This is a genomic window from Pseudomonas sp. B21-010 (assembly GCF_024749325.1).
Lineage (GTDB): Bacteria > Pseudomonadota > Gammaproteobacteria > Pseudomonadales > Pseudomonadaceae > Aquipseudomonas > Aquipseudomonas kilonensis.
Genome location: NZ_CP087198.1, coordinates 3,208,967 through 3,225,206 on the forward strand (window position 1 = coordinate 3,208,967; position 16,240 = coordinate 3,225,206).

Below are 16,240 nucleotides of genomic sequence, written 5' to 3' on the forward strand. Positions count from 1 at the left end.
GCCACAGTGGTTGGGGTAAGTCCCATCAGGCCGCGCAAACCAAAAGGATTTTTGCAACAACTAAGGATGGTTCGTGATGAAAGTCGATAACAAAAAACAGCCCGGACAGACGGGCCGCGTGTTCCTGCTCAAGACCCTCAACCGCGCAGTGCTCTGCGCCCTGGCGACCTTGGGCACGGCCCAGGCGGCGCCTTATGTCGAGAGCGGCAGGGCGGACAATCCGGACAGCTGGCGCAGCAGCGAATTCAACGCCGAATGGGGGCTGGGGGCAATCAACGCGCAGCAGGCCTACGCCGCCGGGTATACCGGCAAGGGCGTCAAGCTGGGGATCTTCGACCAGCCGGTCTACGCGGCGCACCCGGAGTTCTCCGGTACCGGTAAAGTCGTGACCCTGGTCACCAGCGGCATCCGTGAGTACACCGACCCCTACATTCCGGTGAAGGCCGGTGATGCGTTCCGCTACGACGGTTCACCCACCGTCGGTTCCGATGGCAAGCTGGGTTCCCACGGCACCCATGTCGGCGGGATCGCTGCCGGCAGTCGCGATGGCAGCCCGATGCACGGCGTGGCGTACGATGCGCAGATCATCAGCGCCGACAACGGCGATCCGGGCCCAGAAGACGGCATCATCCTGGGCAACGACGGCGCGGTGTACAAGGCGGGATGGGATGCGTTGATTGCCAGCGGCGCACGCATCATCAACAACAGCTGGGGCATTGGCATCACCGATCGCTTCGACCAGGGCGGCCGCGATCCGGCGTTCCCGCACTTCACCGTGCAGGACGCGCAACTGCAATTCGACCAGATCCAGCCGTTGCTGGGCACCAAGCCCGGCGGCGCCTACGAGGGCGCCATCGCCGCGGCCCGCAGCGGGATCGTGACGATCTTCGCCGCTGGCAACGACTACAACCTCAATAACCCCGATGCCATCGCGGGCCTGGCTTATTTTGTGCCGGACATCGCGCCGAACTGGCTCACCGTGGCGGCGCTGCAAGTCAATCCGGACACCGCCAGCGCCGATCCGTACACCATCAGTACCTTCTCGTCGCGCTGCGGCTACACCGCCAGTTTCTGCGTGTCGGCACCGGGCACCCGGGTCTACAGCGCCGTGATCGGCGGCACCAGTGCCGACGACCTGACTGTCGGCTACGCCAACAAGAGCGGCACCTCCATGGCCGCGCCCCATGTCGCCGGCAGCGTGGCGGTGTTGATGGAGCGTTTCCCGTACATGACCGGCGCCCAGGTCGCCAGCGTACTGCGCACCACCGCCACCGACATGGGCGCGCCGGGCGTCGATGCGTTGTATGGCTGGGGCATGATCAACCTGGGCAAGGCCATCGACGGTCCAGCGATGCTGGTGACCGAGCAGGACATCCCCGAGGAATTCCGCATCGAGGGTGCTTATGGCTCCGGTCAGTTCGTGGTGGACCTGCCGGGCATTGGCGCGATCATCGATGCCGGCAAATCCACGGAGCGGGTGTGCAGTGGCATCCAATGTGGCCTGGACGTTTGGCGCAACGACATCGCCGGCCACGGCGGGCTGACCAAGGAGGGCATCGGCACCCTTGTGCTTACCGGCGCAAACACCTACAGCGGGCCAACTCTGGTCAATCAAGGACGACTGGCAATCAATGGCTCGCTGGCGTCGGCCGTTACGGTCAACGACGGCGGCATCCTCGGCGGCAACGGGCGCATCGCCAGCCTCACCGCCAACCGCGGCGGCAGCGTGGCGCCAGGTAACTCCATCGGCACGTTGCAAGTGGCCGGTGATGTGACGTTCCAGCCCGGTTCGAACTACGCGGTGGAAGTCTCGCCCACCTCCAGTGACCAGATCGTGGCCGACGGCAAGGCGTCCATTGACGGGGCGACGGTGTCGTTGTCCCTGGAAAACAGCCCGACGCTGCTGACGGCCAGCGAAGTGAAAAGCCTGCTGGGCAGGCAGTTCAACATCCTCCAGGCCGCCGATGGTATTGACGGGCGCTTCGCTGAAGTCTTGCCCAACTATGCGTTTCTGGGGGGCGACCTGGCGTACAGCGCCAGTGGCATTCAACTGGCGGTCGAGCGTAACGACGCGTCATTTGCCAGCCTCGGCCTGACGCCTAACCAGCGCTCCGTCGCCTCGGCCGCCGAACAACTGGGCGCGGGCAACGGACTCTACGAAGCCTTGCTGCTTTCGCCCAGCGCCGCCGTGGCGCAACAGGCATTCCAGCAACTGTCTGGTGAAATCCATCCGGCCATCGGCACGCTGCTGATCAACGACAGCCGTCAATTGCGCGACGCCGTGGGTGATCGCCTGCGCCAGGACGCGCTGTACGACGCCGGTACGCCGACCGATGCCAGCAGCAATGCCTGGTTCAAGGTGCTGGGCGCTTGGGGCAAGAACGATGGCGGAAATGATCACGCCGGTACGACCAGCTCCATCGGTGGCTTGCTGGCCGGTGTCGACGGCCTGATCAGCGACCAGACACGACTGGGCTTCGTCACCGGCTACAGCGACAGTTCGTTGAGCATGGGCGACGGCACCCATTCCTCGGCCAAGGCCGACAGCTATCACCTGGGTGTCTATCTGGGGCATGAGATCGACGCGCTGCGCCTGACCGTCGGCGGCGCCCACAGTTGGCATCGCATCGACGTCAAGCGTGACCTGCAATGGGGTGACGTCAGCGGCCGGGAGAAAACCAAGCGCGATGCCCGGACCACCCAGCTCTTCACCGAAGCGGCGTATCGCCTCGACGTGCAACCGGTAGACCTGGAGCCGTTTGCCAACCTGGCCTATGTGCACCTGGACAGCGACAGCTTCCATGAAAAAGGCGACAACGCAGCCCTGCATGCTGGCGACGATCGTCGCGATGCCGTGCTCTCGACCCTGGGCGTGCGGGCCAGCCACACCTTGGTCCTGTCGGATCAACAGCAACTGCAGCTGTCCGGCTCCCTCGGCTGGCAGCACAACCTGAGCAGCACCACGTCCGAACAGGACCTGGCATTTGCCGGCAGCAGCAACACCTTCGCGGTGCAGAGCGTGTCCATGGACCGCAACGCGGCCGTGATCGGTGCCCGTGCCGGGCTCGCGGTCGCCAAGGATGTGCGGGTCAATCTCGATTACAACGGCTTGCTCGGCGCCCGGGATAAAACCCATGGCGTGGGCCTGACGCTGGATTGGCAGTTCTGACCAAGAGGAGGCGTTGAACAGGCATCTCCGTGGCGAGGGAGCTTGCTCCCGCTTGAGTGCGAAGCGCTCACAAGAGGGGCCTGCTGCGCAGTCCAGCGGGAGCAAGCTCCCTCGCCACCACAGCATTCCAACAACAAAAAGAGAGCAACAACCATGGGTATCTACGACTACAAGAACCTCGGCACTGCCGAATCCAAGGCTCTGGTCAGTGACGCAATGGCGATCATGCTGTATTCCTACCACAACCTCGACAACGGCTTTGCCACCGGTTACCAGCACAACGGCTTCGGTGCTGGGCTGCCGGCGACCCTGGTCACCGCGCTGCTGGGTGGCACCGATTCCCAAGGGGTGATTCCCGGCGTGCCGTGGAACCCCGACTCGGAAAAACTGGCCCTGGAGGCGGTACAGAAGGCCGGCTGGACGCCCATCAGCGCCGCGCAGCTGGGTTACGCCGGCAAGGTGGATGGCCGCGGGACGTTTTTCGGTGAAAAGGCCGGCTACACCACCGCGCAGGTAGAGATCCTCGGCAAGTACGACACCGAGGGTCACTTGCAGGAAGTCGGCGTGTCGTTTCGCGGCACCAGCGGCCCTCGGGAAAACCTGATTGGCGATTCCATCGGTGACGTGATCAACGACCTGATGGCCGCGCTGGGGCCCAAGGACTATGCGAAAAACTACGTCGGCGAAGCCTTTGGCAACCTGCTCGGGGATGTCGCGAAGTTTGCCCAGGCCCATGGCCTGACAGGCAACGACGTGCTGGTCAGCGGTCACAGCCTGGGGGGGCTGGCGGTCAACAGCCTGGCGGACTTGAGCGCCAGCCAATGGTCGGGGTTCTACTCCAGTGCCAACTACATCGCCTACGCCTCGCCAACCCAGAGCAGTACCGACAAGGTCTTGAACATCGGTTACGAGAACGATCCGGTGTTCCGCGCCCTGGACGGCTCGACGTTCAACCTCGCGTCGGTGGGTGTGCACGATGGGCAGCAGGAATCGGCCACCAACAACATCGTCAGCTTCAACGACCACTACGCTTCGACGGCATGGAACGTGTTGCCGTTTTCCATTCTCAACATCCCCACCTGGGTTTCCCACCTGCCTACCGGCTACGGCGATGGCATGGGCCGGATCATGGGCTCGGTGTTCTACGACCTCACCGAAAAAGACTCCACCATCATCGTCGCCAACCTGTCGGACCCCGCGCGCGCCAATACCTGGGTGCAGGACCTCAACCGCAATGCTGAAACCCACACCGGCAGCACGTTCATCATCGGCAGCGACAGCAATGACCTGATCCAGGGCGGACAGGGCAACGACTACCTGGAAGGCCGCGCCGGCAATGACACTTTTCGCGATGGCGGTGGCTACAACGTGATCGTGGGCGGGCAGGGCAGCAACAGCCTGCAACTGCAGCAGTCGGTGAAGGATTTCAGTTTTGCCCATGACGGGGCCGGGACGCTGTATATGCGCGACGCCCATGGCGCGATCAGCATCACTCGCGACATTGGCACGCTGGTCAGTAAGGAGTCCGGGTCGTTCTGGGGGCTGCTCAAGGATGAGGTGAGCCACAGCGTCACCGCCAATGGCCTGGTGGCCGGCGCCAACCTGACGGCGTATGCCTCTTCGATCAAGGGCAGCGCGGCCAACGACACACTGGTAGCGGGAGCAAAGGGGGACTGGCTGTTCGGGCAGGACGGCAACGATGTGCTGGTGGGCGGCGCGGGTAACGACACCTTCGTCGGTGGTGCGGGCAATGACCAGATGCAAGCGGGGGGCGGCAGTGACACCTTCCTCTTCAACGGCACTTTCGGCCAGGACCGGATCAGCGGCTACGACGCGGGGGACAAGCTGGTGTTCCTCGGCGTGCCGGGCGCCGGGGCAGGTCATGACTACAGCCAGTACCTGTCACAAGTGGGCAATGACACGCTGTTCAAGGTCGGCGACAGTTCCGTGACCCTGGTGGGCGTTGGTCTGGGTCAGGTGGGGGGCGAAGGGATCGTGTTCGCCTGATATCGCTATCGCGAGCAGGCACATCCAGCCTAGCTGTGACTGACTCACCGCTATCGCGAGCAAGCTCGCTCCCACAGTGGATTTGGGGTGTATGCAGTGTTTGTATTCACCACCGAGTCTTTGTGGGAGCGAGCCTGCTCGCGATGGCGGTGCAGAGGCCCGTCACTGGAAATCAGTCTTCCTTGCGAATGGTTGCCACATCATCGGCGCGGACCCGGACTTTCCTGCCGGAAATATCCTCGAACTCGTAGAAACCGTCGACGGTGCGAGTGTTGGGGGTATCCTTGGTCAAATACTGGGTACCGTTCTGCAAAGTCACCACGGTTTGCGACGCGCAGCCAGCCAGAGCCAGAAATGCCACGGCGACCATGGGCAGGCCCAGAAACCTGATGTTCATAACCATAACCTCTCAATCAAAAGGACACGGAGCAGCTGATTCGACCGCGCCATCACATTAGCTAACCGCCATTGGTCTCGCTTGCCGTAGGAAAGTTCATCGCTGGCTGAAGGATTTCACCTTAAATATAGGAGACCGTTCATCTTTTGCTGTTGCCTGGCTGGTTTACAGCTGCTATCTGTATGCATAACCAGTACCCGATATCCTTGGCGTTCTTTCTGTGGCAGTCCGTTCCCTCGACGACCCGTTTTACTACCTGAACAACTTCCAGCAAGTGCTCGCTTGGTTGACGCAGCGTTATGCCGATGTGCTCAGCACCGACGAGCAGCGCTTCATCGAGCACTTCGCCGCGCTGCCGCGTGGCGCCCAGGGCTTGCTGGTGCGGATGGTGATGCGCAAGGGGCTACGGTTTCGCCATAGCAAGCTGCATTACCCGGAAATTGGCGACATCGGCGCCGCCGTCGCGCCACTGTTGGCGCTGGGTTGGGTCGAGGAACAGGTCCCCATCGGGCTCGTCGAGCTGTTCGAGGTGCTGCTCAAGCCGGAAATCCTCCTGTGCCTGGGCCACCTGATCGAACACCCCAAGGCGAAAAAGACCGAATGGCTCCAGGCCTTGGACGAACGCCTCAACCAGCCCCAGCCGTTCGATGCCTGGTGCCCGCAGTTGGACGACCGGCTGTACAGCCTGACGATCATGAGTCTGTGTGACCGGCTGCGGTTGATGTTTTTCGGCAACCTTTACCAGGACTGGTCGGAATTCGTCCTCGCGGACCTGGGCATCTTCACCTACGAAACCGTCGAGTTCAGCGCCGAGTCACGAGGCTTGCGCAGCCGCGAGGACGTCGATGCCTGCCTGTTCCTGCACGACTGCCAGCAGCGCTTCGAAGCTGGCGAACCCCTGGAAGAGATCGTCGCCCAGGTCAACGAACTGTCCCTGGACAATCCGTGGCTGGAGCGGCGCCGGGGCAAGTTGTTGTTCCAGATTGGCCAGCACGGCGAGCGCATCGGCGACTTCGCCTTGGCCTTGGGCATCTATCGCCATTGCACCTACCCGGGCGCGCGGTTGCGGATGATCCGGGTGCTGGAGCGCATCGGCGAATACGCCCTGGCCCTTGAACTGGGCGAGGCGGCGGCCCTCGCACCGCAAAGTGCCGCCGAAACCCAGGCCTTGCTGCGGATCGTGCCCCGCCTGCGGCGCAAGTTGGGCGGCCCGCCAGTGCCACGGGCCATGGCCCGGGAAGTGGAACGCCTGGAGCTGCAGCTGCCGCGCGTCGATCCGACCTTGTCCGTGGAGTACCACGTCCAGGCCCACCTGCACGACGACAGCGCGCCAGTGCATTACGTCGAGAACAGCCTGATCAATTCGCTGTTCGGCCTGCTGTGCTGGCCGGCGATCTTCGCGCCATTGCCGGGCGCGTTTTTTCACCCGTTCCAGCGGGGGCCGGTGGACCTGCTCAACGAAGATTTCCATGCCCGTCGCGCCGAGCTGTTCGCCGCTTGCCTGGCAGAGTTGGACGATGGCCGCTATCGACAGACCATCGGCCGTCGCTACGCCGAAAAGTGGGGCGTGCAGTCGCCTTTCGTATTCTGGGGCGCGCTGTCCGAGCCCTTGCTGGAGCAAGCCCTCGATTGCCTGCCGGCCGCGCATCTCAAGCATTGGTTTGACCGTCTGCTGCTGGACATCAAGGCCAATCGCGCCGGCATGCCGGACCTGATCCAGTTCTGGCCGCAGCACAAGACCTACCGCATGATCGAAGTCAAAGGCCCTGGCGATCGGTTGCAAGACAATCAGCTACGCTGGCTGGAGTTCTGTCATGAACACCAGATGCCCGTTGCCGTTTGTTATGTGCAATGGGCAGAGTCAGCCATCGCGAGCGAGCTCGCTCCCACAGTGGACGAACCACCACAGCCCACCTGTGGCAGTGAACTCGGGGATGAGTCATCACAGATCACCTGTGGGAGCGAGCTTGCTCGCGATGGGGCCGCATGACCCCTGCACCCAGCTACAGCATCGCCGTGCGGGCGATGTGCGAGTTCACCGCCAAGGTGGGTGATCTCGACCTGCGCTTCACGCCCACGCCCACGGCCCTGGAAGGCATTGCCGGCCATCGCACCGTGGCCTCGCGGCGCAGCGAGGGTTATCAGGCTGAAGTGGCCCTCGAAGGTCATTACCAGACACTGACAGTCAAAGGCCGGGCCGATGGCTACGACCCGGCCCGCCAGTGCCTTGAGGAAGTGAAAACCTACCGCGGCGACCTGAGCAAACAACCGGCCAATCATCGCCAACTGCATTGGGCCCAGGCGAAAATCTATGGCTGGCTGATGTGCCAGAAACTGCAGTTGCCGCACATCGACGTGGCCCTGGTGTATTTCGACATCGTCAGCGAAAAGGAAACCTGCATCACCCAACGTTTCGAGTCGACACAGCTGCAAGCCTTCTTCGAAGCGCAATGCGCGTTGTTCCTGGCCTGGGCCGAACAGGAAATGGCCCATCGACAGGCGCGCAATCTCGGCGCGCAATCGCTGGTATTTCCCCATGCGGGTTTCAGGCCGGGGCAACGGCACCTGGCTGAATCGGTGTTCAAGGCCGTCAGTACCGGCCGCTGCCTGATGGCCCAGGCGCCCACAGGCATCGGCAAGACCGTTGGCACGCTGTTTCCGCTGCTCAAGGCCCTGGCGCCGCAGCAACTGGATAAGGTGTACTTCCTCACGGCGAAAACCCCGGGGCGCAAGCTGGCCCTGGATGCGGCGCGCGTGATCACTCACGGCGAGTCGTCAATGCCATTGCGGGTGCTGGAAATGATCGCCCGGGACAAGGCTTGCGAACACCCGGACAAAGCCTGCCATGGCGAATCCTGCCCACTGGCCCGGGGTTTTTACGACCGCTTGCCGGGCGCCCGGGCAGCGGCGAGCCAGGTCACCTTGCTCGACCAGGCGGCGTTGCGCGAGATTGCCCTGGCCCATGAGGTCTGCCCGTATTACCTCAGCCAGGAAATGGCCCGCTGGGCCGACGTGGTGGTGGCCGACTACAACTATTACTTCGACTTCAGCGCATTGCTCTTCGGCCTGGCCCAGGCCAACGGCTGGATTGTCGCGACCTTGGTGGATGAAGCCCATAACCTGGTGGAGCGCGGGCGGCAGATGTACAGCGCGACCCTCGACCAGGCCACGCTGACCAGCGTGCGCAAAACCGCCCCCGAACCGCTGAAGAAATCCCTGGACAGGGTCAATCGCCAGTGGAATGCCTTGCATGCGCCCCAGGTGGCGGCCTATCAGGCCTATGAAAAACTGCCGGAAAAACTGCTCCAGGCCCTGGCCACCTGCACGACGGCTATCGGCGATTACCTCAACGATCATCCCCAGGGCCTGGACAGCGGATTGCAGACGTTCTACTTCGAGGCGTTGCAGTTTGGCCGGGTGGCGGAAACCTTCGACGAGCACTTTTTGTTCGACATCCACAAGCGCGAACTTGGCCGCCAGCGCAGCCTGTCTACGCTGTGCCTGCGCAACGTGGTGCCGGCCGCGTTCCTGCGGCCCAGGCTGACCGCCGCGCGCAGCACCGTGCTGTTCTCGGCGACCTTGAGCCCTCGGCATTACTACGCAGACTTGTTGGGGACGCCGGGCGACACGGTATGGATCGACGTGGAATCGCCGTTCAAGGCCGAACAACTGGACGTGCAGGTTGTCAGCCGCATTTCCACCCGTTTTGCCCATCGCCAGGCGTCCCTGGAGCCCATTGCCGCGTTGATGGCCCGCCAGTTCAACGAGCGCCCAGGCAACTACCTGGCTTTTTTCAGCAGCTTCGATTACTTGCAGCAAGTGGCTGGACTGTTTGCCGAGCGGTACCCGCAAATTGCGCTCTGGACGCAATCGCGCGGCATGGGCGAAGCCCCCCGGCAGGCGTTTCTCGAGCGGTTCATGGAGCACAGCCAGGGCATTGGCTTTGCGGTGCTGGGTGGCGCGTTCGGCGAGGGCATCGATTTGCCGGGTTCACGCCTGATCGGCGCGTTCATCGCCACCTTGGGGCTGGCGCAGTTCAACCCGGTCAATGAGCAGATAAAACAGCGCATGGCCGCGATCTTCGGCGATGGCTACGACTACACGTACCTGTATCCCGGCCTGCAAAAAGTCGTGCAGGCGGCCGGTCGCGTGATCCGCACCCAGCAGGATCGCGGGGTGGTGATGCTGATCGATGACCGGTTTGGCGAGGCCCGGGTGCAGCACTTATTGCCGCAGTGGTGGTCTGTCACTCAGGAAGCACACCCCGCCACCTGTGGGAGCGAGCTTGCTCGCGATAGCGGCCTGCCAGTGACATGAAGGCTGGCTGAAACACCACCATCGCCAGCAAGCTCGCTCCCACAGGGGAATCCATCAGGGCTGGGGTTTGTGAATAGCCTGGGAATAATTTTTCCTGGCACCAGACTTGTTCCATACTCCGAAAAAAGTCCACACGGATGCCCCGGCCAGATGCTTGAGAACGCCCCCAAGACCCCACTCATGAACGAGGAACAGCGCTTTCGCCTGCTCATCGACGCTGTGGTCGACTACGCCATCTACATGACCGACCCCTCGGGCATCATCACCAGCTGGAACTCTGGCGCCAGGCGCTTCAAGGGCTACGAGGAATCCGAGATCCTGGGCCAGCATTTCTCCCGTTTCTACACCGATCAGGACCGCGCTGCCGGCCTGCCGCAACGGGCGCTGGACACGGCCGTGCATGAGGGGCGCTTTGAAGGCGAGGGCTGGCGGGTGCGCAAGGACGGCACGCTGTTCTGGTCCCATGTGGTGATCGATCCGATCATCGACAGCCAGAGCGGCACCTTGCTTGGTTTCGCCAAGATCACCCGCGACCTGACCGATCGCAAGATGGCCGAGGAAACCCTCAAGCAAAGCGAGCAGCAGTTCCGCCTGCTGGTGCAAAGCGTCACCGATTACGCCATCTACATGCTCGACCCGCAAGGCCAGGTCACCAACTGGAACCTGGGGGCGCAGCGGATCAAGGGTTATCTTCCGGCCGAGGCTATCGGCCGGCATTTCTCGATGTTCTACACCCCCGAGGATCGCGATGCCGGCGAACCACAGCGCGCGTTGAGCATCGCCGCCAGCGAAGGGCGCTTCGAGAAGAAAGGTTGGCGCATGCGCAAGGATGGCACGCGCTTCATGGCCCACGTGGTCATCGATGCGATCCGCAGCGACACCGGCATGCTGTTGGGCTTTGCCAAGATCACCCGCGACATTACCGATGCCACCCAGGCCCAGCAGGCCCTCGAGCAGGCCCGCGAGGCGCTGTTCCAATCCCAGAAACTGCAAGCCATCGGCCAGCTCACCGGCGGCATCGCCCATGATTTCAACAACCTGTTGACGGTCATCCTTGGCAACCTGGAGATCGTGCGCAAGCGCATGCCCAACGAGCCGAAACTCACTCAATTGCTGGACAACGCGACCCAGGGCGCGCTGCGCGGGGTTTCGCTGACCCAGCGCATGCTGGCGTTTGCCCGTCGGCAAAAACTGACCTACGAGTCGGTCGAGCTGTCGGCTTTGGTGCAGGGTATCAGCGGCCTGCTGCAAAGCTCCCTGGGCCCGTCGATACACATCCAGACCCGTTTCGCCGAGGCGCTGTCGCCGGTGCTGGCCGATGTCAACCAACTGGAACTGGCGATTCTCAACCTGGCGACCAACGCCCGGGACGCCATGCCCCATGGCGGCCAGCTCATGATTACCGCCGATGAGCGGCAAGGGTGTGATGCGGCCCCGGACAAGCCGATGGTCCCTGGGCGCTACATTTGCCTGGCGATTACCGATGAAGGCGAGGGCATGGATGAAGCCACGCTGGCCTCGGCCGTGGACCCGTTCTTCACCACCAAGGGTGTCGGCAAGGGCACGGGCCTGGGGTTGTCCATGGTGCATGGCCTGGCGGAGCAGCTGGGGGGACGCCTGACGCTCAGGAGCCAGAAAGGTGTCGGTACCACCGCGCAGTTGTGGCTACCGGTGGCGAACAACCCGGCACCGGGCAAAGCGTCGATCCAGGAAGCAACGCAGCCAGTCGATGAGCTGAAAGTGCTGGTGGTCGATGATGACAGCCTGGTGCTGACCAGCACGCGCCTGTTGATCGAGGACCTCGGGCACCGGGTCCTTTGCGCGCCATCGGGCGCCCAGGCACTGGAGCTGTATGAGCGCAACCCAGACATCGACCTGGTAATCACCGACATGGCCATGCCGCAGATGGACGGTGCGCAGTTGGCGAAGCTGTTGCGCGACCGCCAACCGAACCTGCCCATCATCCTGGCCACCGGTTATGCCGAACGCCTGGAAGGTTTCGCCACGCAATTGCCTCGGTTGATCAAGCCGTTCAAGCAGATTGACCTGGTGCAGATCATTGGGCAGACGATGAAATAGTCAGCAATGCAACGTCCGCCTCCTGTGGCAAGGGAGCTGTGTAGGAGCTGTCGAGGGCAACGAGGCTGCGATCTTTCCCCAGACACTTGAGTCCCAAGCGAAAGATCAAAAGATCGCAGCCTTCGGCAACTCCTACAGCACAAGAGCCGGGGCTTATTCGGTATTTTTCTTGAACCCACGCAAATTCATCGCACACAGGCAAAACTGCAACACGATCAATGCATACGCGTGGGTATGAAGCCCCCAGATCACCCACAGAATATTGCTGGCAATAAAACAACTGAATCCCGCCACCCGGTGTCGCGGTTGGCGGGAGCCGATCAACCAGGCGGCCAGCACCGTGACGAGCATCGCTGGCCATTGCACCCATCCAAGATAATCCACACAAGCGTCCTCTTGCCCTTACGAACTAGAGACCCTGGCGGTTGGGGAGCGTTTCCTCGGACGTTGGATGCACCTGCGGTCCATTGGCTTGAACTTGCCGTTTGCCGGGTTCTTCTAATGAGTCCGAATCATCACCGAGGCTCAGCCTGCGCAATGCCCAGAATACTCACCGGGCCAACCCCGGAAGAAGAACTGACGGAACACAACGCCAAACTGTTCGGTTCACCCAAGGAACGACTGGATTTCTATCGCCGGGAGATCCAGTACGAAACCAGCATCCTGGCCAACCGAACCGATGCTTACCTGGCCGCCCAATCTTTCCTGGTGATCGCCTTTGCCTCGTGCATGGCCAACCTGAACCCGGAGTGGGGCAAGTTGTTCACGCTGATCGTGCCGCCATTCCTGGCCTTGCTGGGGTTCCTGAGCTCGCTCAATGCCTGGCCGGGCATCAAGGCGGCCTACGAAATCATCGATCATTGGCATTTCAAACAGAGCGAGTTATTGCGCGCCGAACCCTTGATGGGCCTGGCCTACGACGAATCACCGCTGTTCAGCGAGCGGGAGTCGACGCACAAAGGCTACCGCAAGTCGCTGCTGTTCTCGGTGCGTACGCCATGGATCTTCGCCACCTTCTGGGTATTGCTGGGGGTGTATTCGGTCTATATCCAGATGGGCGATCCTGGCGGTTGAGCCACGCTCTCTTGAGGACGAACATCATTGTGGCGAGGGAGCTTGCTCCCGCTGGGCTGCGAAGCGGCCCCAAGCTTTGCGGTTGCTGCGCAACCGAGCGGGAGCAAGCTCCCTCGCCACAACAGCGTTCATCTCCTGCCGCAGTGCCTCACCTCGGCTGCTTGCGGCGCTCATACCATGCCAGGGTCGGTTGGGTCGTGACGCCATGGGCCAGAATGCTCAACGCCACCACCGACAGGGTGAGGTTGATGCAAAGTTGCGCCACCTCCGGCTGCAGGTCATGGTTCAAGGCGAAAAACAGATAAAACAGGCTGCCGATCCCGCGGATGCCAAACCAGCCGATCAGCAGCCGTTGCGGTCCGTCGAGCAGTCGCCCCCAGGGTAACGCCAGCACACTCAACGGGCGGATGACGGCAAACAGCAGGGCACCGATCGCCAAGGCCCGCCAGTCCCAGTGGTTGGCCAGCACGACCCCAAGCAGGGTGACCAGGAACACTTCCATCGATCGCTCCACCAGGCTGCCGAATGCGAGCATGTCGCTCATCATGACCCCTGCGGCCAATTGACCATCGTCCAGCGACTCGGTGTCACCGAGGACAGCCTGCTGGGGATCGACGGTTTCGTGGCCCACCACCGGTTGCACCAGGTGTTCTGCCGGCGGCGCCGCTTCGTCGGTGGACTTGACCTCGGCCTGGCGCAGCCCCAGGCCGGCGGCGAACACTGATAGAAAGCCGTAGCCCTGGATCCACTCGGCCACGACGTAGGCCAGGGCAATCAGCGCCAGGGCCAGGTAGTCATTGGGCGACAGCGTGCTGTCGGCATTCTTGATGCGCATCGACAAGGTCAGCTTGCCAATGCCGCGGCCCATCCAGTAGCCGACCAGCAAACCGGCCGGCACCGCCCAGAGGACGTTACGCAACAACCATTCACCGAGAAAACCGCTGCCGTCGTCGCGCAGCATCAACAGGCCGAGGATCACAAAAGGAAACGCCGTCCCGTCGTTCAGTCCCGCTTCGCCCGACAGGCCGAAACGTACCCGGTCGTCATCCCGCGCATCGTTGACCTGCACCAGCGCCGCCAGCACCGGATCGGTAGGTGCCAGCATCGCGCCGATCAGCATCGACACGCCCCAACTGAGGCCGAACAGATAATGCAATGCCAGGCACAGGCCGGCGATGCACAGGATCATCACCGGCCCGGCCAGCCCAAAGGCGACACGCCAGGTACGGTTCTTGAGGGGCAAACGCAACTTGAGGCCGCTGACGAACAACGAAAACACCACCGCGACCTCCGTGAGGTGCTCCATCCAGACCGACGAGTCGCTGATGTCCAGCTTCAGCACGTCCAATCCCATCGGCCCGATGACGACGCCCAGCACCAGGCACATCGCCGAGGTGGTGACCGGCATCCAGCGCAGATAGGAGGAGGTCAAGGCCAGGGTCAGCAACACCGCACCAAGCACCGCTACCCATACTGTGAAAGTCATCGTTGCTCCTTGGATAACCGGGTGCCGACTAACCCCGTGGCGAGGGAGCTTGCTCCCGCTCGAGTGCGAAGCGCTCGCGGCATTGGGGCCGCTTCGCGACCCAGCGGGAGCAAGCTCCCTCGCCACAACAGCGTTTTTGTCACATTCAACAGCTGGGCGGTTCTCAATATTCGAGGGCTGGAACGAAACGAGGGTTCCCCTCGTGAACGGACAACCCGTTTATCCGCCTGCCTTTCAACCCAACGGAATTTTTCGCCGTTGCCAGCGCTCTGCAACAGAAGAGACGTTCTGATTCAGCGTCCGCCGAGAACCCAAGAGGCCCTTATGACTGCGCTGACACCCCTTCAATCCCGGCCGGCAACCGTCCAGGCTGTCACCCATAACGGACACGTGCGCCAATGCTATGAACAACTGTTCCAGGGCCCCGACGACGCTGACAAGCAAGCCGTCGCCCAAGCGTTCCTCCAGGAATGCATCGCAAAGGCCGCGGCGCTTCCCCAGGAGATGCCCGATGACCCCATGGCGCTGCCGGCCTGGGTCGAGCAGCACAGCGCCGGAGTGGCCCGGCAATACGCTGACTACCTGGAGCGGCGCAAAAAGGGCGGCGCGCGGGAGTTCTTCAGCGGCAAGGCCCACGCCCTGTACTTCCTGCAGGCGGTGGCGCCGACCAAACGGGTGGACGGCGCCTGGCTGTATGGCGTGGTCAAGCACTGGCACGATCACCGTTTCGAAGGGTTGCTATGCACCTACCTGGAAGAGCTGGGGGACGGTCATCCCGCGCAAAACCACGTGGTGCTCTATCGCAAATTGCTCGCCGAACACGACCTGTCGGATGCCCCGGACATCGACGACGACCTTTATCTGCAAGGCGCCGTGCAACTGGCCTTGGGTTACGCCGGCGACGAATACCTGCCAGAGGTCATCGGCTACAACCTGGGCTATGAGCAATTGCCCCTGCATCTGTTGATCAGCGCCTATGAGCTGAGCGAGCTGGACATCGATCCGTACTATTTCACCCTCCACGTCACCATCGACAATGCCAGTACCGGCCACGCCCACAAGGCCGTGCAAGCGCTGCTGCAATTGATGCCGATGGAAGCCGACCGTGAGGCCTTCTGGCAGCGGGTCACGTTGGGCTATCGCCTCAATGACCTGGGGCAGGGCAGCCGGGCCATCATCGGCACCTTCGACCTGGATCGCGAAGTGCTGGACATGCTCGAACGCAAGCGACCGTTCGGCCAGCACATGCATTCCGATTACTGCAAGTTCGAAGGCAAGACCGTCAACCAGTGGCTCTCAGCGCCGGGCCAGTTGGAAGGATTCCTGGCGGCCATGCAGAACAAAGGCTGGATCAAGCGCCATGAAGACCCGCAAAACAGCCGTTTCTGGACGCTGATCGACGGCGCAGGGGCGGCCATGTTCGGGGTGTTCAGCCCCTACGAAAAACAGCTGCTGCACGACTGGATTGCCGGTGACTGGCTGGACGAGGGCACGAAGTCCGGCGTCCGGCGTGCCCCGGTTGCGGCGTGCGCGCCCGCGACGCCGATGGATGATCCCGATGTGCAAAGTCTGCAACAGGCACTGCAAGGCCGGGCGCCCAACGAACAGATGCAGGTTCTGATGCCGTGGCTCTGTGCTCGGCGTCATAGCCATCCGGCGGGGCTGTTGGCGACTCGCCGCTTCATCGAACTCAAATCCGCACTTCGCTAGG

The 16,240-nt window shown here is 62.5% G+C and carries 10 protein-coding genes; 7 read left to right on the plus strand and 3 right to left on the minus strand.

All coding sequences use genetic code 11. The features are described from left to right. Window positions 1-76: 76 nt before the first annotated feature. Together LOY50_RS14110 and LOY50_RS14115 are read left to right on the plus strand one after the other, a co-directional pair. On the plus strand, window positions 77-3,169 hold the full coding sequence (locus LOY50_RS14110) for an autotransporter serine protease (RefSeq protein ID WP_258691181.1): 3,093 nt from the start codon (window positions 77-79) through the stop codon (window positions 3,167-3,169). 153 nt (window positions 3,170-3,322) lie between these two features. After that, window positions 3,323-5,176: a polyurethanase gene (locus tag LOY50_RS14115; RefSeq protein ID WP_258691182.1), complete on the plus strand. Its 1,854-nt coding sequence runs from the start codon at window positions 3,323-3,325 to the stop codon at window positions 5,174-5,176. A gap of 172 nt (window positions 5,177-5,348) precedes the next feature. Here the strand turns inward: LOY50_RS14115 and LOY50_RS14120 are convergent, their stop codons facing one another. Further along, window positions 5,349-5,573 carry a YgdI/YgdR family lipoprotein gene (locus LOY50_RS14120; RefSeq protein ID WP_258691183.1) on the minus strand — a complete coding sequence of 75 codons (225 nt, stop codon included), beginning with the start codon at window positions 5,571-5,573 and terminating at the stop codon, window positions 5,349-5,351. A 220-nt stretch (window positions 5,574-5,793) separates the two neighbouring features. On the opposite strand from LOY50_RS14120, the gene LOY50_RS14125 reads away from it, so the two are divergent. From LOY50_RS14125 to LOY50_RS14135, 3 genes are all read left to right on the plus strand, one after another. Beyond that, window positions 5,794-7,563, plus strand: coding sequence for a VRR-NUC domain-containing protein (locus LOY50_RS14125; protein ID WP_258691184.1), 1,770 nt, complete (start codon window positions 5,794-5,796; stop codon window positions 7,561-7,563). Continuing rightward, the gene (locus LOY50_RS14130; protein ID WP_258691185.1) at window positions 7,560-9,890 is read left to right on the plus strand and encodes an ATP-dependent DNA helicase; all 2,331 of its coding nucleotides are present in this window, start codon (window positions 7,560-7,562) and stop codon (window positions 9,888-9,890) included. Before LOY50_RS14125 ends, LOY50_RS14130 begins: the two co-directional genes overlap by 4 nt. Window positions 9,891-10,040: 150 nt before the next feature. Continuing rightward, window positions 10,041-11,969: a PAS domain-containing sensor histidine kinase gene (locus tag LOY50_RS14135; RefSeq protein ID WP_253474716.1), complete on the plus strand. Its 1,929-nt coding sequence runs from the start codon at window positions 10,041-10,043 to the stop codon at window positions 11,967-11,969. 153 nt (window positions 11,970-12,122) lie between these two features. Here the strand turns inward: LOY50_RS14135 and LOY50_RS14140 are convergent, their stop codons facing one another. Continuing rightward, window positions 12,123-12,353, minus strand: a complete 231-nt coding sequence (locus tag LOY50_RS14140) for a hypothetical protein (protein WP_258691186.1) — start codon at window positions 12,351-12,353, stop codon at window positions 12,123-12,125. A 153-nt stretch (window positions 12,354-12,506) separates the two neighbouring features. Here LOY50_RS14140 and LOY50_RS14145 point away from each other — a divergent pair, with 153 nt between their 5' ends. Further along, window positions 12,507-13,043: a hypothetical protein gene (locus tag LOY50_RS14145; RefSeq protein WP_003201795.1), complete on the plus strand. Its 537-nt coding sequence runs from the start codon at window positions 12,507-12,509 to the stop codon at window positions 13,041-13,043. 148 nt (window positions 13,044-13,191) lie between these two features. On the opposite strand, the gene LOY50_RS14150 is transcribed toward LOY50_RS14145, so the two are convergent. Continuing rightward, on the minus strand, window positions 13,192-14,529 hold the full coding sequence (locus LOY50_RS14150; RefSeq protein ID WP_258691187.1) for a sodium:proton antiporter: 1,338 nt from the start codon (window positions 14,527-14,529) through the stop codon (window positions 13,192-13,194). A gap of 324 nt (window positions 14,530-14,853) precedes the next feature. Between LOY50_RS14150 and LOY50_RS14155 the strand changes: the two genes are divergently transcribed. Further along, window positions 14,854-16,239 (plus strand): iron-containing redox enzyme family protein, encoded by a 1,386-nt coding sequence (locus LOY50_RS14155; RefSeq protein WP_258691188.1) that lies wholly within the window; start codon window positions 14,854-14,856, stop codon window positions 16,237-16,239. The last annotated feature ends 1 nt before the right edge of the window (window position 16,240 follow it).